Annotated in this window: 26 protein-coding genes; 18 read left to right on the top strand and 8 right to left on the bottom strand. The window is 68.4% G+C overall.

The genetic code is table 11. The features are described 5' to 3' along the window. Positions 1-13 precede the first annotated feature (13 nt). Positions 14-2,638, bottom strand: a complete 2,625-nt coding sequence (locus ACSION_RS06215; RefSeq protein ID WP_435305304.1) for a bifunctional aspartate kinase/diaminopimelate decarboxylase — start codon at positions 2,636-2,638, stop codon at positions 14-16. An 87-nt stretch (positions 2,639-2,725) separates the two neighbouring features. On the opposite strand from ACSION_RS06215, the gene ACSION_RS06210 reads away from it, so the two are divergent. Together ACSION_RS06210 and ACSION_RS06205 are read left to right on the top strand one after the other, a co-directional pair. Then, positions 2,726-3,604, top strand: a complete 879-nt coding sequence (locus ACSION_RS06210) for a PhzF family phenazine biosynthesis protein (RefSeq protein WP_435305303.1) — start codon at positions 2,726-2,728, stop codon at positions 3,602-3,604. A 30-nt stretch (positions 3,605-3,634) separates the two neighbouring features. Further along, positions 3,635-4,513: a PhzF family phenazine biosynthesis protein gene (locus ACSION_RS06205; RefSeq protein ID WP_435305302.1), complete on the top strand. Its 879-nt coding sequence runs from the start codon at positions 3,635-3,637 to the stop codon at positions 4,511-4,513. A gap of 27 nt (positions 4,514-4,540) precedes the next feature. Here ACSION_RS06205 and ACSION_RS06200 read toward each other — a convergent pair whose 3' ends face one another. From ACSION_RS06200 to ACSION_RS06185, 4 genes are all read right to left on the bottom strand, one after another. Beyond that, a complete protein-coding gene (locus tag ACSION_RS06200) occupies positions 4,541-6,214 on the bottom strand; it encodes an amidohydrolase (RefSeq protein WP_435305301.1) in 1,674 nt (557 codons plus the stop codon). A 142-nt stretch (positions 6,215-6,356) separates the two neighbouring features. Further along, on the bottom strand, positions 6,357-7,058 hold the full coding sequence (locus ACSION_RS06195) for a glycine zipper 2TM domain-containing protein (protein WP_435305300.1): 702 nt from the start codon (positions 7,056-7,058) through the stop codon (positions 6,357-6,359). Positions 7,059-7,128: 70 nt separating this feature from the next. After that, entirely contained in the window at positions 7,129-7,824 is a 696-nt protein-coding gene (locus ACSION_RS06190) for an alpha/beta fold hydrolase (protein WP_435305299.1), read from the bottom strand. Further along, positions 7,821-8,255 carry an OsmC family protein gene (locus ACSION_RS06185; RefSeq protein ID WP_056878156.1) on the bottom strand — a complete coding sequence of 145 codons (435 nt, stop codon included), beginning with the start codon at positions 8,253-8,255 and terminating at the stop codon, positions 7,821-7,823. Before ACSION_RS06185 ends, ACSION_RS06190 begins: the two co-directional genes overlap by 4 nt. Positions 8,256-8,458: 203 nt before the next feature. Here ACSION_RS06185 and fusA point away from each other — a divergent pair, with 203 nt between their 5' ends. The 8 genes from fusA (at position 8,459) to ACSION_RS06145 (ending at position 14,431) form a co-directional block, all read left to right on the top strand. Then, on the top strand, positions 8,459-10,504 hold the full coding sequence (gene fusA / locus ACSION_RS06180; protein WP_435305298.1) for an elongation factor G: 2,046 nt from the start codon (positions 8,459-8,461) through the stop codon (positions 10,502-10,504). Between the two features lie 246 nt (positions 10,505-10,750). Continuing rightward, the gene (locus tag ACSION_RS06175; RefSeq protein ID WP_062351169.1) at positions 10,751-11,149 is read left to right on the top strand and encodes an HU family DNA-binding protein; all 399 of its coding nucleotides are present in this window, start codon (positions 10,751-10,753) and stop codon (positions 11,147-11,149) included. A 137-nt stretch (positions 11,150-11,286) separates the two neighbouring features. After that, positions 11,287-11,928, top strand: coding sequence for a tellurite resistance TerB family protein (locus ACSION_RS06170; RefSeq protein ID WP_093490308.1), 642 nt, complete (start codon positions 11,287-11,289; stop codon positions 11,926-11,928). Between the two features lie 3 nt (positions 11,929-11,931). Beyond that, positions 11,932-12,501, top strand: coding sequence for a M23 family metallopeptidase (locus tag ACSION_RS06165; RefSeq protein WP_435305297.1), 570 nt, complete (start codon positions 11,932-11,934; stop codon positions 12,499-12,501). A 107-nt stretch (positions 12,502-12,608) separates the two neighbouring features. After that, on the top strand, positions 12,609-12,920 hold the full coding sequence (locus tag ACSION_RS06160; protein WP_435305296.1) for a DUF3861 domain-containing protein: 312 nt from the start codon (positions 12,609-12,611) through the stop codon (positions 12,918-12,920). Positions 12,921-12,947: 27 nt separating this feature from the next. Continuing rightward, positions 12,948-13,247 (top strand): helix-hairpin-helix domain-containing protein, encoded by a 300-nt coding sequence (locus ACSION_RS06155; protein WP_435305295.1) that lies wholly within the window; start codon positions 12,948-12,950, stop codon positions 13,245-13,247. Between the two features lie 53 nt (positions 13,248-13,300). Then, positions 13,301-13,870, top strand: coding sequence for a DUF1439 domain-containing protein (locus tag ACSION_RS06150; RefSeq protein WP_175455845.1), 570 nt, complete (start codon positions 13,301-13,303; stop codon positions 13,868-13,870). Between the two features lie 15 nt (positions 13,871-13,885). Continuing rightward, on the top strand, positions 13,886-14,431 hold the full coding sequence (locus ACSION_RS06145) for a DUF1439 domain-containing protein (protein ID WP_435305294.1): 546 nt from the start codon (positions 13,886-13,888) through the stop codon (positions 14,429-14,431). A gap of 20 nt (positions 14,432-14,451) precedes the next feature. On the opposite strand, the gene ACSION_RS06140 is transcribed toward ACSION_RS06145, so the two are convergent. Beyond that, the gene (locus ACSION_RS06140; RefSeq protein ID WP_435305293.1) at positions 14,452-16,671 is read right to left on the bottom strand and encodes a DUF5916 domain-containing protein; all 2,220 of its coding nucleotides are present in this window, start codon (positions 16,669-16,671) and stop codon (positions 14,452-14,454) included. Between the two features lie 113 nt (positions 16,672-16,784). Continuing rightward, a complete protein-coding gene (locus ACSION_RS06135) occupies positions 16,785-17,258 on the bottom strand; it encodes an SET domain-containing protein (RefSeq protein WP_435305292.1) in 474 nt (157 codons plus the stop codon). 123 nt (positions 17,259-17,381) lie between these two features. Here ACSION_RS06135 and ACSION_RS06130 point away from each other — a divergent pair, with 123 nt between their 5' ends. After that, complete coding sequence (locus ACSION_RS06130) at positions 17,382-17,948, top strand: c-type cytochrome (RefSeq protein WP_435305291.1); 567 nt, start codon at positions 17,382-17,384, stop codon at positions 17,946-17,948. A 15-nt stretch (positions 17,949-17,963) separates the two neighbouring features. Here the strand turns inward: ACSION_RS06130 and ACSION_RS06125 are convergent, their stop codons facing one another. Then, on the bottom strand, positions 17,964-18,167 hold the full coding sequence (locus tag ACSION_RS06125; protein ID WP_435305290.1) for a hypothetical protein: 204 nt from the start codon (positions 18,165-18,167) through the stop codon (positions 17,964-17,966). Positions 18,168-18,372: 205 nt separating this feature from the next. On the opposite strand from ACSION_RS06125, the gene ACSION_RS06120 reads away from it, so the two are divergent. The 7 genes from ACSION_RS06120 to ACSION_RS06090 all read left to right on the top strand — a co-directional run bounded on the left by ACSION_RS06120 (position 18,373) and on the right by ACSION_RS06090 (position 24,544). Next, complete coding sequence (locus ACSION_RS06120; RefSeq protein ID WP_435305289.1) at positions 18,373-18,834, top strand: SUF system Fe-S cluster assembly regulator; 462 nt, start codon at positions 18,373-18,375, stop codon at positions 18,832-18,834. A gap of 15 nt (positions 18,835-18,849) precedes the next feature. Next, positions 18,850-20,289: a Fe-S cluster assembly protein SufB gene (sufB, locus tag ACSION_RS06115; RefSeq protein WP_056878144.1), complete on the top strand. Its 1,440-nt coding sequence runs from the start codon at positions 18,850-18,852 to the stop codon at positions 20,287-20,289. Positions 20,290-20,365: 76 nt separating this feature from the next. After that, complete coding sequence (gene sufC, locus ACSION_RS06110; protein WP_435305288.1) at positions 20,366-21,130, top strand: Fe-S cluster assembly ATPase SufC; 765 nt, start codon at positions 20,366-20,368, stop codon at positions 21,128-21,130. Continuing rightward, positions 21,130-22,392: a Fe-S cluster assembly protein SufD gene (gene sufD / locus ACSION_RS06105; protein ID WP_435305287.1), complete on the top strand. Its 1,263-nt coding sequence runs from the start codon at positions 21,130-21,132 to the stop codon at positions 22,390-22,392. Before sufC ends, sufD begins: the two co-directional genes overlap by 1 nt. Beyond that, positions 22,389-23,636 (top strand): cysteine desulfurase, encoded by a 1,248-nt coding sequence (locus ACSION_RS06100; protein ID WP_435305286.1) that lies wholly within the window; start codon positions 22,389-22,391, stop codon positions 23,634-23,636. The genes sufD and ACSION_RS06100 overlap by 4 nt, the downstream gene beginning before the upstream one ends. A gap of 39 nt (positions 23,637-23,675) precedes the next feature. Further along, the gene (locus tag ACSION_RS06095) at positions 23,676-24,215 is read left to right on the top strand and encodes a GNAT family N-acetyltransferase (RefSeq protein ID WP_435305285.1); all 540 of its coding nucleotides are present in this window, start codon (positions 23,676-23,678) and stop codon (positions 24,213-24,215) included. Further along, positions 24,212-24,544 carry a non-heme iron oxygenase ferredoxin subunit gene (locus tag ACSION_RS06090; protein ID WP_435305284.1) on the top strand — a complete coding sequence of 111 codons (333 nt, stop codon included), beginning with the start codon at positions 24,212-24,214 and terminating at the stop codon, positions 24,542-24,544. Before ACSION_RS06095 ends, ACSION_RS06090 begins: the two co-directional genes overlap by 4 nt. The last annotated feature ends 561 nt before the right edge of the window (positions 24,545-25,105 follow it).

Raw genomic sequence — 25,105 nt, 5'->3', positions numbered from 1 at the left:
GCGTGCGGCGGCCTTAACCCGGATCGGCATCGCCGACCTCGATGACGTCTTCCGCAGGCAAACCCCGCAGGTTGTAGTGGCTCGCCATCACGAACCCGTACGCGCCGGCATCGGAGAACAGCAGCACGTCGCCTTCCGCGGTCGCGGACGCGAGCTTGCGGCGCTTGCCGAAGATGTCGCTGGACTCGCAGATCGGCCCGACCACATCGAACGGCTCCTGCGCTGCATCGTCCAGTCGCGACAGGTTGGCCACGTCGTGCCACGCGTCGTACAGCGCCGGGCGGATCAGCGTATGCATGCCCGCGTCGCTGCCCACGCGGCGGATGCCCAGCTTCTCGACCACCTGGGTCACGTTCGCCAGCAGCGCGCCCGACTCGGCCACCAAGAAGCGACCGGGTTCGATCACCAGCTGGTACGCCGGATAAGCGGCCTTGATCGCGGCCAGGCCCTCGCCCCAGGCAGCGAGGTCGAACGGCTCGTCGCCCTCGGCATAGGGAATCGGCAGGCCACCGCCGATGTCGATCGTCTCGATGGTGCCGATCTGGTCGGCCAGCCCGCCGAGCTCATCGGCGATCTGGTTCCAGTGCTGTGCGCTTTCCACGCCGCTGCCCAGGTGCGCATGCAGGCCGACGACGCGCACGTCGATCGCGCGGGCCGCTGCGAGGAAGGCCTCCAGCTTGGCCAGCGGCAAGCCGAACTTGGACGTCTTGCCGCCGGTCTTCACCTTGTCGTGATGGCCGTCGCCGCGCCCCAGGTCCACGCGCAGCCACAGGCGGCGACCGCGGAAGATCTCGGGCCACTGATGCAGCGTCTCGACATTGTCGAGGGTGACGTTGATGCCGCGTTCCAGCGCGAATGCGTACTCCTCGCGCGGCGCGAAGCTCGGCGTGAACAGCACGCGCTCCATCGGCAGCGCCGGCACGATATCGAACACGCGCTCCAGCTCGCCGCGCGACACGCACTCCAGGCCGAACCCTTCTTCCACCAGCGCCCGCAGGATGGCCGGGTGCGAATTGGCCTTGATCGCGAAGAAACGATGATCGACGGCCGTGATCGCAGCCAGCGCACGGGCACGGGCGCGGACGATGTCCAGGTTGTAGACGTAGCGCGGCGTGCCGGCCTGCGCCAGCGACAGCAGCCGTTCGCGCGCGGCGGGCGCACTCCACCAGCGCACGCCACGATGGCGGACCGCGCCGTTGATCTCGCGCCAGCTGGGGCCGAACACGCTGGCCTCCTCGACGGGCATGGCGCCGCTGTCGATCAGCGCCTCGTGCAGCAGCGGCAGCATGCCGTCGGCATCAGCCTCGTCGATCACGAAGGTCAGGTTGAGGTCGTTGGACGACTGCGAGATCAGGTGCACACGCTCGCGACCGAACATCGCCCACACATCGGACAGCTTGTGCAGCAGCGACCGCATGCCGCGTCCGACCAGGGTGATGGCCGTGCACGGTGCGATCACCTTCACCCGGCAGATCTCCGCCAGGTCGGCCGACAGCGCGGCCAGCACGTCGGTGTTCACCAGGTTCTCGCTGGGGTCCAGCGAGACGGTCACGTTGGTCTCCGACGAACCGATCAGGTCCACCGAAAGGCCATGCTTCTTGAAGCGCGCGAACACGTCGGCCAGGAAGCCGACCTGCTGCCACATGCCGATGCCTTCCATCGACACCAGCACGATGCCGTTGCGGCGACTGATCGCCTTCACGCCCGGCACGGTCAGGGCGTTGCCGTCGATGGTGGTGCCCGGCAACTCCGGCCGCTCGGTATCGAGGATGGCCATTGCCACGCCGGCATCGCGGCACGGCTTGATCGAACGCGGATGCAGCACCTTCGCGCCGGTGGTCGCGATTTCCTGCGCTTCGTAGTAATCCAGTCGCGTCAGCAGGCGCGCATCGGGCACTTCGCGCGGATTTGCGCTGAACATGCCGGGCACGTCGGTCCAGATTTCCACGCGCTGCGCACCGAGCAGCGCACCGAAATACGCGGCGGACGTATCCGAGCCGCCGCGGCCGAGGATGGCCGTACCGCCATCCGCATGCCGCGAGATGAAACCCTGCGTCAGCAGCATCGTCGTCGGTTGGCCCGCGAACGCCTGGCGCCAGTCCTGGTCCGGCGCGGTGTTGCACGACACCGACAGCCGCTGCGCCCACGGGCTCTGGTTCGGCAGGAAGTTCGCCTGCAGCCAGTGCCGCGCATCGACCCAGCCGAAATCCAGCCCCTGCGCGCGCAGGTACGCCACGCCGAGCGTGGACGACAGCAGTTCGCCCTGCCCCAGCACCTCGGCCTGCCAGTCGAGCGCGCGGCTCACGGCGCGCGGATCGGTCAGCAGGTTGCGCAGCGCCGCCAGGCGGTCGCCGAGCACGGCATCGGCGTCCAACTCCAGTTCCGTGAGGAATTCGCGATGGCGCTGTTCCAGTTTCGCCACGCGTTCTGCGCTGTCGGCCGCGCCGTCGGCGATGGCGGTCAGCTCGTTGGTGACGCCGGACAACGCCGACACCACGACCAGCACGCGCGCGCCCTGTTCGTCCGCCCGCTGTTTCGCCAGTTTGCCGATCGTGTTCCAGCGATGGCGACGCGACACCGAGGTGCCGCCGAACTTGAGGACGATCCAACGATCAGACGCGGGGGTGGCAGAGGGCATGGATAGAATGGGGAGGGATGCCCGAACCCTTCGGGCGTGAACCGTCGATTCTAGCCGAAGCCCCCGCGCGCGACCGGACCGTACCGCATGCAACGAACCTCCCATCGCTACTTGCAGGTCGACGTCTTCGCCGACCGCCCCGGCGCGGGCAATCCGCTGGGCGTCGTACTGGACGCCGGTGGATGGGGCACGGCGCGCATGCAGGCGTTCGCCGCCTGGACCAACCTGTCGGAGACGATCTTCTTCCTGCCCCCGACCACACCCGACGCCAGCTACCGCATCCGCATCTTCACCCCGCGCCAGGAGCTGCCGTTCGCCGGCCATCCCAGCGTGGGCGCGGCATGGGTCGCGCTGCACGCCGGCCTGGTGCCCGCCTCCGCGAGGCTGGTGCAGGAATGCGCGGCGGGCCTGCTTCCCGTGCGGGTGGAGGGCGACGGCGCGCAACGGGCGATCCGCCTGCGTGCGCCGCGGGCGCACCCCGTGGAGGTCGCTGCCGCCCTGCCCGAGCGCGATGCCGTGCTCGCTCACTTGCCTGCGGCGGGCCTGCCCGCCGCGCTCTGGAACAACGGCCCGGCCTGGTGGCTGGTGGAACTGCGCGACGCGGCCGCCGTGCGCGCCCTGCAGCCGGACCTGCCGGCGATTGCCGCGCTGACACAGGCCGCGGGCGCGGTCGGGCTGGCCGTCTTCGGCCGCGCCGGCGCGCACGACGACCATGATCTGGCGGTACGCGCGTTCTGCCCCGCCGACAACATCCCGGAAGATCCGGTCACCGGCAGCGTCAACGCCTGCATCGCGGCCGCGCTGAGTGCCGCGGGCGCGTTGCCCGGCACTGCGGGCCGCTATCTGGCCAGCCAGGGCCGCGAACTCGGTCGCGATGGCCGCGTCCACTTGCAGGTGGATGACGAAGGCGAGGTCTGGATCGGCGGCCAGGTGCAATCGGTCATCGACGGCCAGGTGACTTGGTAAGCTGCGCGGCCCCCACGCGACAACGCCCCCATGACCCTCCGCCGCTACGTCCAGTTGGACGTGTTCGCCGACCGCCCCGGCGCGGGCAATCCGCTGGCCGTCGTTCTCGATGCCGCCGGCCTCGACGATGCCGCCATGCAGGCCATCGCCCGCTGGACGCGCCTGCCCGAAACGACGTTCGTGTTCGCGCCTACCCAACCGGGCGCGAGTTACGCCGTGCGCATGTTCAGTCCACGCCGCGAAGTGCCCTTCGCCGGCCATCCCAGCGTCGGCACCGCGCACGTGGTGCTGGAGGCGGGCCTGGCCGCGCCGGTCGATGGCCTGCTGATGCAGGAAGGCGTCGTGGGCGTGTTGCCGTTGCGTGTCGATGGCGACGGTGCGGACCGCACGATCGCCGTGCGCACGCCACGCGCGACGGTGGTGAAGGAAGGCGATCCCTCGGGCGACCGCCTGCTGGGCGCCGCCCTCGACGGCCTGACGCCGGGCGCGCTGCCTCCCGCTCTCGTCGACGGCGGCCGCCGTTGGTGGCTCGCCGAGGTTCGCGACGAAGCCACGCTCCGCAGCGCCTCGCCGGACTGGGACGCGATCAGTGCGTTGGCGCGCGCTACCGAAAGCATGGGTGTCTGCGCCTATGCGCGGACACCGGGCCGCGACTACGACCTGGCCGTGCGCGCCTTCGTCGGCGCGCCCGCCGCCTTCGAGGACGCGGCGTCAGGTGCGGCCAACGCGACGCTGGCCGCCTGGCTCGCGTCGCGCGACGCGTTGCCCGGCCGCGACGGACGCTACGCCGTCAGCCAGGGCCGCGAAGTCGGCTACGACGCGCGCCTGCAATTGCGCGTGGACGCCAACGGCGATGTCTGGTCCGGCGGCCATGTGCGCACCATCGTGACCGGCCAGATCGACTGGTAACGCAGTCAGGCGGAGAGCGGAGCGGATCTACTTCGCCTCGTACACCGGCTTGCCGTCCACCCAGGTCGAGCGGACGTGCAACGCATCGAGCTGTTCGCCCGGCACCGCCAGCGGATCCTCGTCGAGGACGACGAAGTCCGCACGCAGGCCGGGAGCGAGCTTGCCCACCTCCGCCTCGTCATGCGCCGCCCATGCCGCGTCGGCGGTGAAGCCGCGCAATGCCTCGGCCGCACTCAGGCGCTGGTCGGGCATCCACCCGCCTTCGGGAGCATCGTGCCCGTCCTGGCGCGTCACCGCGGCGTGCAGTCCGCGCCGCGGATCGACCGATTCCACCGGAAAATCCGATCCCAGCGCGAGTTTCGCCCCGCTCGCCTGCAGGCGCTGCCACGCATAGGCGCCCTTGATGCGTGTCGGGCCCAGGCGGTCCTGCGCCCAAGGCATGTCCGAGGTCGCATGCGTGGGCTGCATCGACGCGATCACGCCCAGCGCGGCGAACCGCGGGAATTCCTCCGGCGCCACCACCTGCGCGTGTTCGATCCGCCAGCGATGGTCGGTCTTCGCGGCATCGCCCAGCACGCGGGTGTACGCATCCAGCACCAGCCGGTTGCCGCGGTCGCCGATCGCATGCGTGGCCACCTGCACATGGCAGCCGCGCGCCTTGCTCATCGCCGCTTCCAGCGCCGCCGGCTCGGTCACCAGCAGGCCGCGGTTGCCCGGGTCGTCGCTGTAGTCCTCCAGCAGCGCGGCGCCGCGGCTGCCGAGGGCGCCGTCGGCGTACAGCTTCACGCCCCGCATCTGCAGGCGGCCGCCCGCGTGGCGATACGGGCCGTGCGCGCACAGATCCGCCAGTGCGTCGCCATTGCCGTCTGCGTAGGTATCGATGCGCAGCGGCAGGCGGCCTTCATCGGCGAACTGCTTCATCAGCGCCAGGTCCTCGCGCGACACGCCCATGTCGTGCACTCCCGTCAGGCCATGGCGCACGGCGGCCTGCGTGGCCTTCTCCAGCGCCTGTCGGCGATAAGCCGCATCGGGCGCCGGCACCACCGCATTGACGAGCGACATGGCCGCATCGACGAACACGCCACTCGGCCGCCCGTCCACGCGTTCGATACGCCCGCCGTCGGGTTGCCAGTCGCCGGTCAACGGGCGCGACGCGCGTGCCGCTGCCACGCGCAACGCCGCGCTGTTCGCCCAGCCGGCATGGCCATCGACGCGCTCGAGCCACACCGGGCGGTCGGGAAACGCGGCATCCAGGTCGGCGGCGGTCGGGAAAGCCTTCTCGGGCCAGTCGTTCTGGTCCCAGCCGCTGCCCAGCAGCCATGCGTTGGCGGGCAGTTGCTTCTCGTACTCGCGCAATCGCGCGATCACGTCGGCCTTGTCGCGCGCATTCACCAGGTCCGCGCGCATCAGCGCGTAGCCCAGGCCCATCACGTGGCCGTGCGCGTCGATCAGCCCGGGAATGACGGTCTTGCCGGCGGCGTCCACGCGACGCGCCTCGGGGTAGCGCACGCGCAGTTCATCCGCACCGCCAACCGCGAGGATGCGGCCCTGCGCATCCCAGGCGATCGCCTGCGCGACCGGGTGCGCGGGATCGGAGGTGTGCACGCGCCCCGCCGTCAGCACGTGGACCTGCGCCTGGGCCAGGCCCGCGATGACCACGCACCCCACGCCGAACCCCGTCAACCACGCCAGACGCCGCATGCCGCTCTCCCGTATCGGTCCAGGGCGCGACTATGCGCAATGGCGCCGCGCACGGCAATAAAAAGAGGGGCCTTGCGGCCCCTCGGTTGCGGCATACCCCTGTCCTGCGACGCTGCGTCCGCAAAAGAACCGGTACGAAGGCTTATTCGGGACGGACATCCACGCGGATGCGGATGCGGTCGCCGGGATGATGGTCGGTGCGGGTGTGGTAGGTACGGTTGCCGTATTCGTAGGTCACGTCGTACCCGCTGACGCGACCGTCGCCGTAATAGTCGTCGCCGTAACGGCTGTTGCCGGCAGGCACCGGGTCGCAGACGCGCACCTGTCCACGCTGCACGCGACGATCACGCTGCGCGTTGTCGTAGATCGAGCGCCCCGCCATGCCGCCCACCATCGAGCCGACCGCGGTACCGACATAGCGGCCGCTGCCGTCGCCGACCTTGCTGCCCAGCACCGCGCCGGCGATGCCGCCGATCACGGTGGCGACGGTGCGCCCCGATTCGTTGCTGCGGTCGGGATAGCGCCGATCGCCGTAGTAGCCGTCGTCGCTGTAACGATCATCGTTGTAACCGTCGTTGCGGTAGCCATCGCGATAGGTATCGCGTGCGTAGACATCGTCGGCCTCGCGGTAATAGCAACGCTGGCCCGTCGTCGTGTTGGCGTAGCCGTCATTGCGGCCATACCCGTTGTCGATGACCGGGTCCACGCGCACTACGCGCGCGTAGTCGTAATAGGGTTCGTCGCCGTAACGGTCCGTCGTGCCGTAGGAGCGCGTGGACTGCGCGGATGCCACGCCGGAAGCGAGCAGGCCGATGGCCAGCACGGTGGCGGATAGACGCTTCATGTCGGGTACTCCCCCACGCCGGATTGGCGTGCTGGCATGCTCGGCCGATGCGGGTGAAACATGGCTGAACTCAGTCGGTTTTCGCGGCCCGGTTTAGCCATTCGACAGCTTGCGCGGCGATGCCGGCCGCTTCGCGCCCCAGCAACGGCCCGACATGTGAATCTGAAACCGTTTGCAGCACCTCCGCGCCCCACGCCTCGGCCATCGCCCGCGTGATCGCAGGCGGCACCTCATCGTCATGCGCGGACACCACGCACAGCACCGGGCATGCGGGACGTTCCGCCGCGACACCACCATGGGCTTCGCGCAGCACGGCGCCGGACTCGTCGCGCCAGTGGCGGAACGCGTACAGCGTCGTTGCGTCGTCCGCCTCGGGCAGTGCCCTGCGCGTGCCGGACAATCGCGCGTCGCGCCGCCACGGCACCCCATCGGGCCAGTCGCGTGCCGGTATATCCACGTGCCACGGCGCCGGCGGCAACGGATTCACCAGCACCACCGCATCCGCGCCCTCAGCGGCACCCAGTGCCAGCAAGCCGCCCAGGCTCGCACCGACCAGCACGCGCGGCCGCGGCAAGGCCGCCAACGCCGCGCGCACCTGCGCCTGGTAATCCTCCAGACGCGTGGCTGCCACGTCGCCGCGCACGGGCATGAGGTCGGGGGCCACCACCTGGAAGCCCGCCGCCTCGAACACGCCACGCCACACATTCCACTCCCAGCCGCCACCGCCCGCGCCATGCACGAACAAGGCGGCCCGCGTGTCCGTCAAAGCAGGGTCGCCTCCAGCGATACCGGCACCGACAGCGCGCGCGAGATCACGCAACCCGCCTTGGCCTGCTGGGCGATCTCCTCGAACTGCGCCGCGCTGATCCCCGGCACGCTCGCCGAGACGGTCAGCTTGATCGCGGTGATCGTCGGGCCCGGATCCATGCCCGGTTCCATCGTCGCCTCGGCGCGCGTCTGCAGCTTGTCGGGCGTGAAGCCCGCCTTGCCGAGCACCGCCGACAACGCCATGGTGAAGCAGCCGGCATGGGCGACCGCCAGCAGTTCTTCCGGATTGGTGCCTTTCTCGTCGCCGAAGCGGGTCTTGAACGAATAGTTCTGGCCTTCGAACAGGCCGCTCTGCGGCGTGCTCAGGCTGCCCTTGCCGGACTGCAGATCGCCAGCCCACACCGCATCCGCGTAACGCTTCAAAGCCATGGTCGTGCTCCTCGGGTCAGGGGAAGCGAAGGGTACACCGACGGATGTTCACGCCATGTACCGCAGTGCGACTTGACCCCTCCCCCGCACGCGCGGATGCTGGCCGCCCGCCATGACCGCCCGCCGAGCGCACGCTCACGGGACGCGCTCAGCCCGGACAGCCATGACGGCCCTTCGACCCAACCTACGGGAGGAACGGCCTCATGTCGTACAGCACACAACAGATCCGCAACGTGGCCCTGGCAGGCCACCCCGGCGCCGGCAAAACAACGCTCTTCGAAGCCCTGCTGCATGCCGGCGGCGCCCTCCAGGTGGCAGGCACCATCGAACGCGGCACCACGGTCTCCGACCACGACCCGATGGAGCGAACGCGCGGCCACTCCATCGATACCGCCATCGCCAGCACCGACCACGGCGGCATGCACGTCAACCTGATCGACACGCCCGGCTATCCGGAATTCCGCGGCCCGGCCCTGTCGGCGTTCTCCGCGGTGGAAACCGCATTGATCGTCGTCGATGCCGACAGCGGCGTCGCCCACGGCACCCGACGGCTGATGGATCGTGCGTCCCAGCGCAACCTCTGCCGCGCCATCGTCATCAACAAGATCGACCACGAGGGTGCGGACTGCGCCGGCGTGCTCGCTGCGCTGCGCGAGGAGTTCGGCGCCGAAGTGCTGCCGCTCAACCTGCCTGCCGACGGCGGCAAGGCGGTCATCGATTGTTTCTGGCAATCGACCGGCACGTCCGACCTGGGCGATGTCGCCGACTGGCACCAGAAGATCATCGACCAGGTGGTGGAGATCAACGAAACGGTGATGGAGCACTACTTGGACCTGGGCGAAGGCGGCCTGTCGGGCGAAGAACTGCATGACGCCTTCGAGCAGTGCCTGCGTGAAGGCCACTTGGTGCCGGTGTGCTTCGCCTCCGCGCGCACGGGCGTGGGCGTGAAGGAACTGCTGGACGTGGCCGAACGCCTGTTCCCGAATCCGGCCGAGGCCAATCCGCCGCCGTTCGTGAAACTCAACGGCGCCGGTCCCCAGCCGATCGAGGCCCTGCCCGACCCGCGCGCGCATGTCATCGCCGACGTCTTCAAGATCGTCAACGATCCGTTCGTCGGCAAGCTGGGTATCTTCCGCGTGTACCAGGGCACGCTGAAGAAAGACACGCAGCTATTCGTCGACGACGGCAAGAAGCCGTTCAAGGTCGGCCACCTGTTCAAGCTCAAGGGCAAGGACCATGTGGAAGTCGACCAGGCCATCCCCGGCGACATCGCCGCCGTGGCGAAGGTCGAGGACCTGCATTTCGACGCCGTACTCCACGACAGCCACGACGAGGACCACATCCACCTGGCGCCGATCGATTTCCCCAAGCCGATGTTCGGCCTGGCGATCGAAGCCGCCAGCAAGGGCCAGGAGCAGAAACTGTCGACCGCCCTGCACAAGCTGTCCGAAGAGGATCCTGCGTTCGTCGTGGAGCACCAGCCGGAGTTGAACGAAACGGTGATCCGCGGGCTCTCCGACCTGCACCTGCGGGTGATGCTGGAGCGCTTGAAGGAACGGCACGGCGTGGAGGTGAAAACGCGGCCGCCGCGCATCGCCTATCGCGAGACCATCGGCGCCAAGGCCGAAGGCCATCACCGGCACAAGAAGCAGACCGGCGGTGCCGGGCAGTTCGGCGAGGTGTTCCTGCGGGTGGAACCGCTGCCGCGCGGCAGCGGCTTCCAGTTCGCCGATGAGGTCAAGGGCGGCACCATCCCCGGCCAGTTCATGCCCGCCGTGGAGAAAGGCGTGCGCCAGGCGCTGGGCGCAGGCGCGCTCGCGGGCTATCCGATCCAGGACGTGCGGGTGACGGTCTACGACGGCAAGCACCATCCGGTGGACAGCAAGGAAGTCGCGTTCGTCGCGGCGGGCAAGAAGGCGTTCCTCGATGCCGTTTCCAAAGCCCGACCACAGGTGCTGGAACCGGTCGTGGACCTGGAGGTCGCCGTGCCGGAAGCGCAGGTCGGCGACATCACCGGCGGCCTGGCCGGCAAGCGCGCGCGCATCAACGGCACCGATGCGGTGCGTGGCGAGATCGTGGTGAAGGCACAGGTACCGCTGGCGGAACTGGACGGCTACGCGGCCGAGCTCAAGTCGATGACCGCGGGACAGGGACGCTACAGCCTGGACTTCAGCCATTACGAGCCGGTGCCGCCGAACGTGCAGCAGAAATTGGTGGAATCCTACAAGCCGCACCACGACGAAGAGTGAGTTGTGCAGGTGCGGCATCCGGTCGCAGACACGCGCCGGATGCCGCCCCCGGCGCACATCCGCACCCGGAATAAGGGCATTCCATGCGGTGATTTCCGCCACTTCGGGTGCCGAATCGAAAAAAAACCGAAAAAAAGCGGCTTTCGATGCCAATCGCTCTTGGCGGCGCGAATGCTTTGCCCTACATTTCGCTTGCCGATGCGATCGGCCCGATTACCCAACCACTCGACCGTAGAGACAGGACACATGGCAAAGAGCACCAAGAAGGCCGCGCCGAAAAAGGCCGCCAAGAAAGCTGCACCGAAGGCCGCCGCCAAGCCGGCCGCGCCGAAGCCGATCAAGGAAGCGCTGAGCAAGTCGGGCCTCGTCGCCCACATCGCCGAAGCGACCGCCGTCGCCGCCAAGGACGTCCGCGCCGTGCTGGCCTCGCTGGAAAGCGCCGTGCACGCCTCCGTCAACAAGAAGGGCGCTGGCGCCTTCACGCTGCCCGGCCTGCTGAAGATCACGGCCGTCAACGTGCCGGCCAAGCCGAAGCGCAAGGGCATCAACCCGTTCACCAAGGAAGAGCAGTGGTTCGCTGCCAAGCCCGCCACGGTGAAGGTCAAGGTTCGTCCGCTGAAGAAGCTGAAGGACGCCGCAGCCTGATCGCTGCGCACCTCGCGTGACCCGAACGGGACGGCCATGCCGTCCCGTTTTTTTTGGCGTGCCGTAAGTCACGCTTGCGAACGACCGTCATCGCCCGCAGATACTCTGCTTGGTCCCCAACGCAAGGTGCGCCACGCATGAAGATCCAGGGTTTCCTCGACCATCTGCTCAAATCCTCCAGCGGCCAGGGCAGCGTGCTCAATGCCGACTTCGGCAAGGGCGCGATCACCGGCGGCGCGCTCGGCCTGCTGCTCGGCAAGAACAAGACCTCGCGCAAGCTGGCCACGTATGGCGGGCTGGCGGCGATCGGCGTGATGGCGTACCGCGCCTACAACGACTACAAGCAGCAACAGGGCGGTTTCGCCGCTGGTGCGGGTCCGCAGACCGTGGACCGGTTGCCGCCCCCGCAAGCCGAGCTGCACAGCCAGGCGATCCTGAAGGCGCTGGTGGCGGCCGCCAAGGCGGACGGCCATATCGACACGCGCGAACGCGAGGTGATCGAAGGCGAGTTCTCGCGCATCGGCACCGACGGCGAGTTGCAGCAGTGGCTGCATGCCGAACTGGAAAAGCCGCTGGACCCGTCCGAAGTCGCGCGCGCCGGCAGCACGCCGGAGATCGCCTCGGAGATGTACCTGGCCAGCCTGATGGTGGTCGACGAGCAGAACTTCATGGAACGCGCCTACCTGGACGAGTTGGCGAAGCAGCTGCGACTGGATCCGTCGCTGAAGGCGCAACTGGAGCGCCAACTGGCGCAGCCGCAGCCGCCGCCGCTGCCCTGACCGATGCGCCCCGCCGCCCACCGCCTGCGCCGCCTGGCGTGGACACTGCTGTGGCTGGCGGCGCTGTTCGCACTGCTCGCCTGGGCATGGGGCCGGCCCTTCATGGCCTCGCCGCGCATGCTGTGGGACGTCTCGCGCGCGCCGCCTCCGGCAATGCTTCCGGTACCGGTGGACGGCGTGCGCGCGAAGCAGATCGCCGACACCTTCGGCGCGCCGCGCGACGCCGACCGCACGCACCAGGGCGTGGACATCTTCGCCACGCGCGGCACGCCCATCCGCAGCGCCACCCGCGGTGTCGTGGTCGCTGTCCGCGATAGCGGCCTCGGCGGCCGACAGGTGTGGGTGCTGGGCCCGGGTCGCGAACGGCACTACTACGCGCACCTCGACGACTGGGCGCCCGGCCTGTCCACCGGCCAGGTGATCCGCGCGGGCGACGTGCTGGGTTTCGTCGGCACGTCGGGCAATGCGCGCGGGACGCCGCCGCACCTGCACTACGGCATCTACGGCGCGCAGGGCGCCTATGATCCCCTGCCGCTGTTCCGGGCCGGCGCCGCGTCCACGACCGTTCGCTGAACCACGCCGGCCGGCGGAACAGTCCATCACGGCGCGCCCCCTCGTTAGGCCTGCCGGGCGCGCCTATCTTGGCCATGGTCCCCACCGCGCCAGCGGCGCACGCCCCCATGCCCAACAACACCCACCGCTACCGCATCACCGTCACGCCCATCGAGGATGATGGCCTGCAATGCAATGGCCGCTGCACGATCGAATTCGAGCACGCCTGCCACGACGACTGGATGCGCATCCTCGAGAACATCCAGCGCCAGCGCGGCTTCAGCGGCGACGAGCGCGCCGCGCTGGTCGTCGGTACCAAGCTGCTGAGCGGGCTGATGCTCGACCACCGCAAGGACGCCGATGACCTGTTTGCGCCGTTGCGCCCGCACATGGGCGAGTTCATCCGGACGCTGAAAGAACGCACCCGCGACGCCGGCTGACAGCGCGCACCGCGGTAAGCTGCGGCCATGAAAGCCCGTCATGCCGACCACGCCAGGGTGCTCGAGGACATCCCCAACATCGGGCCGTCCATCGCCGGCGATCTGCGCGGCATCGGCATCGCCACGCCGCAGGCGCTGGTGCAGCAGGACCCTTACGCCCTGTACGCACGCGTGAACGCGGCCACCGGCCAGCGCCATGATCCCTGCCTGTGCGACTGCTTCATCGCCGCGGTGCGTTTCATGGACGGCGGGCCGCCCACGCCATGGTGGCATTACACGGACGAACGCAAACAGCATTTCGCCCGGCACGCCGGCATCGCCGGTTAGGGTCCGGACAGGCGCGCCCGGCTATGGTGCGCCGACGTCTTCCGGAGCCCACCATGCGTACCCGACGCCACTTCCTGACCGCCACCCTCGTCGCGGGCGCCACGCTCGTGCTGGCGGGCTGCAGCACGCTCAACGCGGTCACCGGTTTGCTGGGCAACCAGATCAACTTCACCCAGCCGCAGTTGCAGCGCTACCTCAACCAGAGCTTCCCGCGCGAGTTCGACAAGCTTGGCGGCCTGGTCTCGGCCACGCTGACCAACCCGCGCCTGAGCATCCCGTCAGGCGACAACCGCTTGCGCCTGGATTTCGACATCGGCGTCAGCGCGCTGGGCGCGCGCGATGTCAGCCGCGGCCACTTCGCGCTGGCCAGCCGGCTGCGCTACAACCCGGCCACCCAGGGCCTGCATCTGGACAATCCGGAGATCTTGTCCGTCGACGTGCCCGGTGCGGGCTCGCTGATGTCCGGCGGCACCCGCCAGCTGGTCAACACCGTGCTGCAGGAATACGCGCGCAACGAGCCGGTCTACAAGATCGACAGCGACGTGCTGCGCCGCCTGCCGGCCAGCAAGCAGATCGGCAACCCCCAGATCGAGGATGGCCGCGTGGTCATCCCGCTGCAGTAACGAGGTGTCGCGATGATGAAATCGTTCCTGGCGATGCTCGCCCTGCTCGTCGCGCCGATGCTGGCGTCGGCGGCCACGCCGTCGGTGCTGCGCTTCGATGCGGGGCAACTGCAGGCCGCCGCGCGCGCCGGCTTCCCGATGGAGGAGTCGCTGCTGGAAGGCTTCGCCTCGCTTACGTTGAGCGATCCCGACGTGCGCATTCCCACGCCGGGCGAACGCGTCCGGCTGCAGATGAACTACGACATCGCCCTGGCCACCGGCGAACGCCTGGAGTACGGCAACGTCGTGGTCAGCAGCGGCCTGCGCTACGACCCGGCGACGCGCGGCCTGCACTTGGTGGATCCGCAACTGGAACACCTGGGCACCGGGGCCGGTGGACGCGGCCTGCCCGGCGGTTCGCGCGAGGTGCTGCAGGACCTGATCCGCGAATACGCCCGCACCCGTCCGCTCTACCAGCTCAGCGCGGAGGACCTCGCCCAGGTGCCGGGGACCCTGACAACCGATTCGCTGCGTATCCGCGACGGCCACGTCGAGCTGACATTGGACGCCGCGGCACGCTGACACGCCGCGACGGCGCGCCCTCACAGTTCGAAGCGGTAGCTCAGCTTCACGACCAGCTGTTCGTCGTTGCGCAGGCTGAAGCTGTCGCGCAACGCGTCGTCGGTGCCGTCCGTACCGGCCACCTGTTCATAGCCGCCGCGGGCGTACACCACGTACAGGTAGGACAGCGGCGCGAGTTCGTAGCGGTAGCGCACCTGGAAACCGAGGTTGCGCACCTGGAAGTCCTCGACCGTATCGCTGGCCGCCACCGCATGCCCGGCGGCATCGAAGCGCCACGCATCGTGCGCCCGTGCGCTGATGGCGATCGCCTCCAGCTTCACCCGTAGCTCCTGGCGGTTGTCGATGTTCCAGTCCAGGCCGGCACGCAGCTTGGTCTCGCGCCCGTCGAACGCGCCCACCAGGTCGCCCTGCGCCGCGCCCTGCCAGATCAGCCAGTCGGGGCGGCGCACCACGTTCAAACCGGCATTGATACTGAAAGCATCGTTGATGAAGTACGTGGCGCCGTACCAGAAGGCCGAGCCCAGCTTTCGGTTGCCCGCCAACCCGCCGCCGAAGGCCTCCACCTCGACCTCGTGCGCCCAGTTGCCCTTGCGCGGGCGCTCGTACTCGAAATACGCATTTATGTTCGCCGGCAGGCGCACGATGCCGTTGCCGCGCAGCAGCGTGTCGTTGAGCCCGGCGCTGTTGACGTTGATCTGGGCGTATTCGTAACTGCCGTCGCGCAGCTGGCCTTCGCGGCTCATCCGGAACTGGTCGTTGAGCTTCTCGCCATGGTTGTTGTGGCTGCTGCTGACGCGCCAGCGCCAGTCCTTGGACGAATAGCGCGACGTGTCCGGCAGGTCGGTGAACCGCTTGCGCGCTTCCCAGTGCAGGTAATTGGTGCTGTTGCGCGACAGGTAACCGAAATCGTTGAGCTGCAGGTCGTTGCCGAAATGCATCGCGATCCACTGCTGGCGCCAGCCATGGTCCATTTCGTAATCGGCCCAGACGGTGGCGCCATAGTCCTGCACGGTTTCGCCGGCCTGCTCGATGCGGCTGCCCAGCAGGCGCGTGCGGATGTTCCAGCGCGCGGTCGGCCGCCAGTTGTGGTCCACGCCGAGCACGGTGGCCTCGCGGTCGCGGGCGTCGTCGTCCACGCGGGTCAGCATCGCGCCGAGGTTCTGCCGTTCGAAATCGCGCACCAGCCGCAGCGCGTGGTAGCTGCGTCCGCTGGCGCCGTCCTCATCGGCGGAGAACAGGCCGTAGTTGGCCTGGCCCAGGCTGCCGTTCAACTTGACCGCCGCGGTGATGTCGCCGGTGCTGCCCACGCGGCGCGTGTAGAGCTGCTGGCTGTCGTCGGAGGGCGTGGTCAGTTCGAAGATGCCCTGGTTCTCGGTGAAGAACGGGCGCTTGTCGCTGATGAAGGTCTCGGTGGCGCTGAAGTTCACCACCAGGTCGTCCGCTTCCACCTGGCCGAAGTCGGGATTGACGGTGGCCGACAGCTGGAAGCGGCCGTTCGGCTTCCAGAAGATATCCGCGCCGCCATTGAAATCGCTGCCGCCGCCGACGTTGTCGTACAGGCCGGACACGTAGGGCGTGATGGCCAGCAACGACTGGTCGTACCGCGCGACGGTGATCGGCGCGAAATCCGACAGGAAGCGCGGACGCTCGAAGCTGGCCTGCGGCCACGCCATGCGCTCGCCAGTGGAGCCGATCACGCGCGCCAGGAACACCTTCAGCGTGCGCTGCCCGTCCGTGCCGTCGCGCATCGGCGCGGTGTGCCACGGGATCAGCAGTTCGACCGACCAGCCCTGCTCGTCCTCGGTCACCGCATGCCGCCACTGGCCGTCCCAGTCGTCGCTGAACTGGTTTTCGTTGGTGATGATCTCGTCGGCGATGCCGCCGGTGGAGCTGACGGTGAAGGCATAGCCCGTGCGTCCGTCGCCGTCGAAATCGACGAAGGCGTTGACGCGGTCGACCTGCGCATCGAAATCGCGCTGCACCTTCTGCCGCGTGCGCGGCACGCCGGGCGGCTGGGTGTTGCGGAACGCGATCGCCAGGCCGTCGGGCGTGGCGAGCACCCAGGCCTCGGTGGCCAGCGAACCGGGTTCGCCGGTGAGCGGCTGGGTCTTGCGGAAGTCGGTGACGTGCCGCGCGTCCTGCCATTCGGCAGGATCGATGCGGCCGTCGATCTCGACGGCCTGGGCCACGGTGCAAGGCAGGGCCAGCGCGAGCAGGCTGGCGAATCGGGTGAGGGTCATGGCAGTCGGGTGGTGGTCCGGTGCGCGCACGTTATCGACGCGGGGCGGATGCCACACCTGCCTTCGGTCATTTCAACCTTTCGGCACCCTGCGGCATCCGTGCCTGGGAGAGATCAGCGCCCTTTCTTGGGCTGCAGCATGGTGCCCGTGCATTTCTTGCTGCCGCAGCGGCAGGCCCAGATCTTCTTCAGGCGCGCGGTGTGCGGTTCGTCCAGGGTGATGCCGTAGTTGTAGGTCAGCTCTTCGCCGGGCTTGATGGCGCGGATCGCCTCGATGAAGACCTTGTCCTTCTTGCGGTTCTTGCCGTCGTGCTCCTCGATCACCGCCTCGCAGTTCGGGTCGCAGCTGTGGTTGATCCAGCGCGCCTTGTTGCCTTTGTGGTTGGCGTCGATGACGTAATCGTCATTGAGGGTGAACAGGAAGGTGTGGCCGGTTTCCACGTCGCCGGCGTCATCGGCGTCGACTTCGTCGTGCGTGCGCCGCTTGCCCTTGTATTCCACCACCCGCTCGCCCTTCTCGATCGGGGCGATGGCGAACACGCCGTTGCCGTGGATGTCGGATTGGCGGGCTTCGATCTTGCGGGGCATGCGGGGGTCCGGTGGAAGGGAGGAAGGGGGATTCTCGCCCATGCGCATGGCGTTTCCCAACTTTCCCTCGCCTGAACGCTGCGGCTGCGGTGCGTGGCCGGTCTGTGCAGGGCGGCGCGTTCGATGCCCGTTCCCCTCACTGCGACCACCACCATGCGCGCCAGCCCGCTCCTGCTCGCCACCGCCCTGTGCCTCACCCTGTCCGCCTGCCAGCCGGCGGCAACGCCGACAGCGGCCCAATTGCCGCCACCCGCGCCCCGCGACGCCGATCTGCTCGCCCGCGGCGAATACCTGGTGCGGACCACCGGCTGCAACGATTGCCACACGCCGGGCTACGCCGAATCCGGCGGCACGACCGACAAGGCCGGCTGGCTGGTGGGTTCACCGATGGGCTTCCACGGGCCGTGGGGCACCACCTACCCGAGCAACCTGCGGCTGCGCATGCAGCAGCTCACCGAAGCGCAGTGGCTGGAATACAGCGCCAACCTGCGTACCCGCCCGATGATGCCGGACTTCGCCGTGCGCGCGATGACCGAGGAAGACCGTCGCGCGATCTACCGCTTCGTGCATTCGCTCGGTGCCGCCGGCCAGCCCGCGCCCGAGGCGCTGCCGCCGGGACAGACCCCGCCGGCGCCCTACCTCGGCCTGGTGTTGCCAACCCCACCGGCCGACGCGTCTGCGGCCCACTGAAGGCCTGCGGCCGCCTCACCAGGGGAAGAGGCGGCCGTTGAACATCCAGACCAGGCCCAGCGCCAGGCCGAACACCGTCCAGAACAGCTGGCCCAGCCCGCGGAACAGCTTCACCGCCAGATAGACGCCGCCGATGGCGAGCAGCACGCGCCAGAGGAAGCCCTGGTCCAGTCCGTGGGCGGAGGGGGCGGAACCGGAAGAGGCGTGGGTAGCGTTCATCGAAGCATTCCTGGAAGGGACTGTCCGGGAGTGGACGGGGCCCATGTTCCCGATGCGCGGGGCGCCGCATCAGTCGCAGCCGTCAACCATCGCAGGTGACATTCGTCAGCCGGAGCACCCTCGCCTGAACGGGCAAAACCCCGGGGTTTGAGCCGGGCGGCCTGAAAGCGTACAATTTCGGTACGTTTTCCGAGTTCCCTCCCCCATGCTCCGCGTCACCAAGCTGACCGACTACGCCACCGTGGTCCTGACCGTGCTCGCCGCCCGGCCGGGCGAGGTGCTCAGTGCCTCCGACCTGGCCGAGCATTCCGGCCTGGAAACCCCGACCGTCAGCAAGGTGCTGAAGCCGCTGGCGCAGGCCGGCCTGGTGGAAGGCCTGCGGGGCGTGCACGGCGGCTATCGCCTGAGCCGCGACGCGGCCGAGATCAACTTGGTCGAGATCGTCGAGGCCATGGAAGGTCCGCTGGCAATGACCGAGTGCAGCCAGAGCGAAAGCCAGTGCGGCATCGCCCACCAGTGCGGCGCCCGCGCCAACTGGCGCCTGATCAACGACGTGGTGTCCGACGCGCTGCGCGGCTTCACCCTGGCGCAGATGGTCGCGCCTCCTCCCTCTTCTTCCGACGACGTGCGCAGGCGATCCATCGCCGTGCAGGTCGCGACCCGCTGAACCGTAGGCAGCCCGATGGCCACCGAGAACGCTGAAATCCTGGAACAGCTGGGACGTCGCTACGACGCCGGCTTCATCACCGACATCGAATCCGATTCGTTGCCGCCCGGCCTGGACGAGGACGTCGTCCGCGCCCTGTCGGCGAAGAAGAACGAACCGGAATGGATGACCGAATGGCGCCTGGCCGCCTATCGCCACTGGCTGACGATGCAGGCCCCGCATTGGGCCAAGCTGAAGATCGGCCCGATCGATTTCCAGGCCATCAGCTACTACAGCGCACCGAAGGCGAAGTACGCCTCGCTGGACGAGGTGCCGCAGGAACTGCTGGACACCTACGACAAGCTGGGCGTGCCGCTGCACGAGCGCGCCAAGCTGGCGGGCGTGGCGGTGGACGCGGTATTCGATTCCGTCTCGGTCGGCACCACCTTCCGCAAGGAACTGGCCGAGAAGGGCGTGATCTTCTGCTCGATGTCCGAAGCCATCCACGAACACCCCGAACTGGTGAAGCAGTACCTGGGCAGCGTGGTGCCGGTGGGCGACAACTATTTCGCCGCGCTCAATTCGGCGGTGTTCTCCGACGGCAGCTTCGTGTTCATCCCCAAGGGCGTGCGCTGCCCGATGGAACTGAGCACCTACTTCCGCATCAATGCGGGCCACACGGGCCAGTTCGAGCGCACGCTGATCATCTGCGAAGACAAGGCCTACGTCTCCTACCTGGAAGGCTGCACCGCGCCGATGCGCGATGAGAACCAGCTGCATGCCGCGGTGGTGGAACTGGTCGCGCTGGAAGACGCCGAGATCAAGTATTCGACGGTGCAGAACTGGTACCCCGGCGACGAGGAAGGCCGTGGCGGCATCTACAACTTCGTCACCAAGCGCGCCGAATGCCGGGGCGACCGCAGCAAGGTGACGTGGACGCAGGTGGAAACCGGTTCGGCGATCACCTGGAAATACCCGTCCTGCGTGCTGCTGGGCGACGACTCCGTGGGCGAGTTCCACTCGGTCGCGCTGACCCACCACCGCCAGCAGGCCGACACCGGCACCAAGATGATCCACGTGGGCAAGCGCACCAAGTCCAAGATCGTCAGCAAGGGCATCAGCGCCGGCCGCGGCCAGAACACCTACCGCGGCCTGGTGAAGGTGGACCGCAACGCCGACGGCGCGCGCAACTACACCCAGTGCGACAGCCTGCTGATCGGCAAGAAGTGCGGCGCGCATACCTTCCCCTACATCGAGGTGAAGAACCCCACCGCGACGCTGGAGCACGAGGCCACCACTTCGAAGATCTCCGACGACCAGCTGTTCTACTGCCGCGCGCGCGGCATCGGCCAGGAAGATGCGGTCTCGATGATCGTCGACGGCTTCTGCAAGCAGGTCTTCCGCGAACTGCCGATGGAGTTCGCGGTGGAAGCCAAGAAGCTGCTGGAAGTGTCGCTGGAAGGCAGCGTCGGATAAGGCGGGCTCCGGCCCGCTATTGCAGAAAACACGTACATACACGGTGGGCCACGGCCCACCCTACGGGAAACGCACCATGTTGAAGATCGACAACCTCCACGCCAGCGTCGCCGGCAAGGACATCCTCAAGGGCCTCTCGCTGGAGGTGAAGCCGGGCGAAGTGCACGCCATCATGGGCCCCAACGGCGCCGGCAAGTCCACGCTGGGCAACATCCTGGCCGGCCGCGAGGGCTATGAGGTCACTGCCGGCAGCGTCGAGTTCGACGGCAAGCCGCTGCTGGAACTGGAACCGGAAGAGCGTGCTGCCGCCGGTGTGTTCCTGGCGTTCCAGTACCCGGTCGAGATCCCGGGCGTGAACAACACCTACTTCCTGCGCGCGGCGCTCAATGCCCAGCGCAAGTCGCGCGGCGAGTCGGAACTGGATTCGATGCAGTTTCTCAAGCTGGTGCGCGAGAAGCTGGCGGTGCTGCACCTGAAGGACGAACTGCTGCATCGCGGCGTCAACGAAGGCTTCAGCGGCGGCGAGAAGAAGCGCAACGAGATCTTCCAGCTCGCCGTGCTGGAACCGAAGCTGGCGATCCTCGACGAGACCGACAGCGGCCTGGACATCGACGCGCTGAAGAACGTCGCCGATGGCGTCAACGCGCTGCGCTCCCCGGACCGCGCATTCGTGGTCATTACCCACTACCAGCGCCTGCTCGATTACATCAAGCCGGACGTAGTGCACGTGCTGGCCGGCGGCCGCATCGTCGAGACCGGCGGCCCGGAACTGGCGCTGGAACTCGAACAACACGGCTACGCCTGGATCAAGGACCGGGTCGCCCCGGAGCAGGCCGCCTGATGAGCGCGCTGCTCGATTCCCTGTCCGCCGGCTTCAGCGGCGACGCCGCGCGTCGCGCGGTGCTCGACGAGGCGCTGCGCGACGGCCTGCCCGGCCCGCGCACCGAAGCATGGAAGTACACCTCGCTGCGCCAGCTGGAGCGTCGCAGCTTCGCTGCCGTCGACGCGCTGCCGTCGCTGGACCCGATGCTGCTGGCCGACATCCCGGCACCGCGCGCGGTGTTCGTCAACGGCCGCTACTCGGTGGCGCTGTCGCTGACCACCGATTTGCCGGACGGCGTCAGCCTGCAGCTGCTGTCCGAGGCGCTCGCCGACGGCGGCGATGCGGCGCGCTTCCTGCAGCGTCGTTTCGAGCGCACCGACGAAGTCTTCGCCCGTCTCAATGCCGCATTGGCGACCGAAGGCCTGCTGCTGCGCGCCGAAGCCGAGGTGCGTAGCGAAAAGCCGCTCCACCTGGTCTTCATCGGCACCGACGACGGAGCCGATCGCGCCTGGCACCTGCGCAATCTGATCGAACTGCGCGCGGGCGCCTCGCTGACGGTGGTGGAGCACCACCTCGCCGCAACGCCACACGCGCACTTCATCAACGCGCTCAGCCACGTACATCTCGCTGCCGGCGCCACGCTGTCGCACGCCCGCGTGCAGACGGACAGCGACCGCGCCACCACGCTGCTCCGCACCGACGCGGTACTGGCACGCGACGCCGATTACCGGCGCGTGGACCTGGAACTGGGCGGCGCATTGTCCCGCCATGAGCTCAACGTGCGCCTGGAAGGCGACAACGCGCGCCTGGCGGCAAACGGCGTGCTGCTGGCCGGTGGACGACGCCATGTCGATACCCGGCTGGGCATCGACCACATCGGGCGCGATACCGCCTGCGAACTGACCTGGCGCGGACTCGGCGCCGGGCGCGGCCGTGCGGTGTTCCATGGTGGCATCCTGATCCGCGAAGGAGCCGACGGTACCGACGCCGCGCTGTCGAACAAGAACCTGCTGCTGTCGGACAACGCCGAAATCGACACCCAGCCGGTGCTCGAAATCCACGCAGACGAAGTGAAGGCTGCCCACGGCGCCACCGTCGGCCAGCTCGATACCAATGCCTTGTTCTACCTGCGCTCGCGCGGCCTGACCCAGCCGGAAGCGCGACAGCTGCTGACCACCGCGTTCTGCCGCGAGCCGCTGGGCGTGATCGAAGACGCCAACGTGCGCGATGCATTGCTCGCCCGCGTGGACGCCGCGCTGGCGGCAGTGGAGGCGGGATGAACCGAGAAGTCCTGACCGACGCCGGCACCGCCATCGATTGGGCTCGCGTCCGCGAGGACTTTCCCCTGCTCGCGCGGCAGGTCAACGGCAAGCCGCTCATCTACCTGGACAGCGCCAACACCGGCCAGAAGCCGGTGTCGGTGATCCGGACGACCGACGACTTCTATCGCCAACACAACGCCAACGTCAGCCGCGCAGTGCACACGCTGGGCACGGAGGCGACGGAAGCCTACGAAGGCGCCCGCAAGACGCTGGCGCGCTTCCTCAACGTGCGCGCGGACGAGCTGGTGTTGTGCAGCGGCACCACCTTCGCGATCAACCTCGTGGCGTACTCGTGGGCGCTGCCGCGCCTGAAGGCCGGCGACACGATCCTGGTGTCGCGCATGGAGCACCACGCCAACATCGTGCCCTGGCAACTGGTCGCCCAGCGCACCGGCGCGATCATCAAGGTCGCGGAGATCCACGCCGACGGCACACTCGACCTCGATGCGCTGCACGCCGCGATGACCGGCGACGTGAAGCTACTGGCGATCACCCACACGTCGAACGTGCTCGGTACGGTCAACCCGGTGCGCGAGATCTGCCGCGAGGCGCGCAAGCGCGGGATCACGACGGTCGTCGATGGTTCGCAGGCGGTGCCGCACCGCACGGTCGATATCGCCGCGATCGGCTGCGATTTCTACGCGCTGACCGGCCACAAGATGTGCGGCCCCACCGGCACCGGCGCGCTGTGGGCGCGCAAGGAACACCTGCCGGCCATGCCGCCGTTCATCGGCGGCGGGGAGATGATCAAGGAAGTCAGCTTCGATGGCACGGTGTTCAACGACCCGCCGCACAAGTTCGAAGCCGGCACGCCCAACATCGCGGGTTTCATCGGGCTCGGTGCAGCCGTGGACTACCTGGATGCGCTGGGCATGGCGAACGTCGAAGCCCGCGAAGCCGAGCTGCTCGCGCACGCCACCGAGGAGCTGGACCGGATCCAGGGCCTGCGCATCTTCGGCCGTGCGCCCGAGAAGGCGGCGGTGATCTCGTTCCTGATCGAAGGGGCGCATGCGCACGACCTTGCCACGCTGCTGGACCTGGAGGGTGTCGCCGTCCGCTCCGGCCAGCACTGCGCGCATCCGCTGCTGCAGTTCTTCGGCGTCGCCGCCACCCTGCGGGCTTCGTTCGCGTTCTACAACTCGCACGAGGATGTCGAGCGCTTCATCGCGGCCCTGAAGAAAGCGCGCAGCCTGCTGGCCTGACGCTGGGGTAAAAGGGGTTGCCGCCCTACAATGGGCGGCATGGATACCCTGACCTTCCGCTCCGCCGTCCCCGCCGACATTCCGGCCCTCGTCGCCCTGGTGACCTCCGCCTACCGCGGTGATGTCAGCAAGCAGGGCTGGACCACCGAAGCCGACATGCTGGATGGCCAGCGCATCGATCCGGACGTGCTCGTCCGCGACATCGAACGCGACCGCAGCCGCATCCTGCTGGCCGAACGCGACGGCATGCTGTTGGCCTGCGCGCACGTGGCGGAGGATGAGGGTGCGGGCTACTTCGGCATGTTCTCCGTGCGGCCCGACCTGCAGGGCGGTGGCGTCGGCAAGGCCATGCTGGCGGAAGCCGAACGCGTGGCGCGCGACGAATGGCGGTTGCCCGCGATGCGGATGACGGTGATCGACATCCGTGACGAGCTGATCGCGTTCTACGAACGCCGCGGCTACGTGCGCACGGGCATCAAGAAACCCTTTCCCTATGGCGATGAGCGTTACGGCATCCCCAAGCGCGACGATCTGCGCTTCGAGATCCTGGAGAAGCCGCTGGCGGGGGCCATCGCGTGAGCGAGACCTGGACCTTCGTCTGCGCCACCGGCGAGCTGCTGCCCGGCGAGCTGAAGACGGTGTTCGACGAAGTGACCGGGACGCCCATCGTGGTGCTGAACCACGATGGCGACCTGTACGCGCTGGAAGACAAGTGCAGCCATGAGGATTTCGAGTTGTCCTCGGGCCACTTCGACCCCGCCGAGGCCAGTATCGAATGCGTCCTGCACGGGGCCCGATTCGACGTCCGCGACGGTCGCGCCCTGTGCGCCCCGGCCTACTCGCCGGTGGTCAAATTCCCGGTCCGGCTGGAGCACGGCGGCATCTGGACCCGGGACGATCGCGACTGACCTCCAGAATGTGAACATTCTGTTGTAATCGCAAATCATTCTCATTATCCTGTCGCACCCCTGCGGCAGATCGCCGCAGCCCGCCCCTCCGAGGCCCCGGTGCCGCGCGTCCTTCGCCCTATCCTGCTGACCGTCATCTGCCTGCTCCTGGCATGCGTGATGCTGTTCGCGGGCGGGCTCTCCGCTGCCCCCCTGCAGGCGACCGCCGAGACGAACACCCCGCAGACGGCGCCCGCGGCGAATGAAGACCTTGCGCTAAGTGCGAGCAACGGCGAGGCCGACCACGCCGCTTTGCCGATGCCCGCAGAATCCGAACCGGCGGCCGGCGCCACTCGCGCCCTCACGTCGCGATGCCCTCTCGGAGGGCGTTACCTCGCTGCGCCGATGCACGACGGTCCGCGCGCACGATCCCCCGCCTATCGCGGCTGCGGACCTCCTCGCTGACTCCCGTCTAGGCGCCGCGCGCTTCCGCGCGTTGCCCCGTTCCCGCTGCGCGCCGAACGCCGCGCACGGCCCGAACCCGCTTTCTCTCCCTCTGCCCCGTAGCTTTCGCCACCGGGT

The sequence above is a fragment of the Pseudoxanthomonas sp. LjRoot125 genome, assembly GCF_964252705.1.
In the GTDB taxonomy this organism is placed as follows: Bacteria; Pseudomonadota; Gammaproteobacteria; order Xanthomonadales; family Xanthomonadaceae; genus Pseudoxanthomonas_A.
Note: the sequence above shows the minus strand (reverse complement) of the source record. Positions and strands in the feature narration are given on the sequence as shown.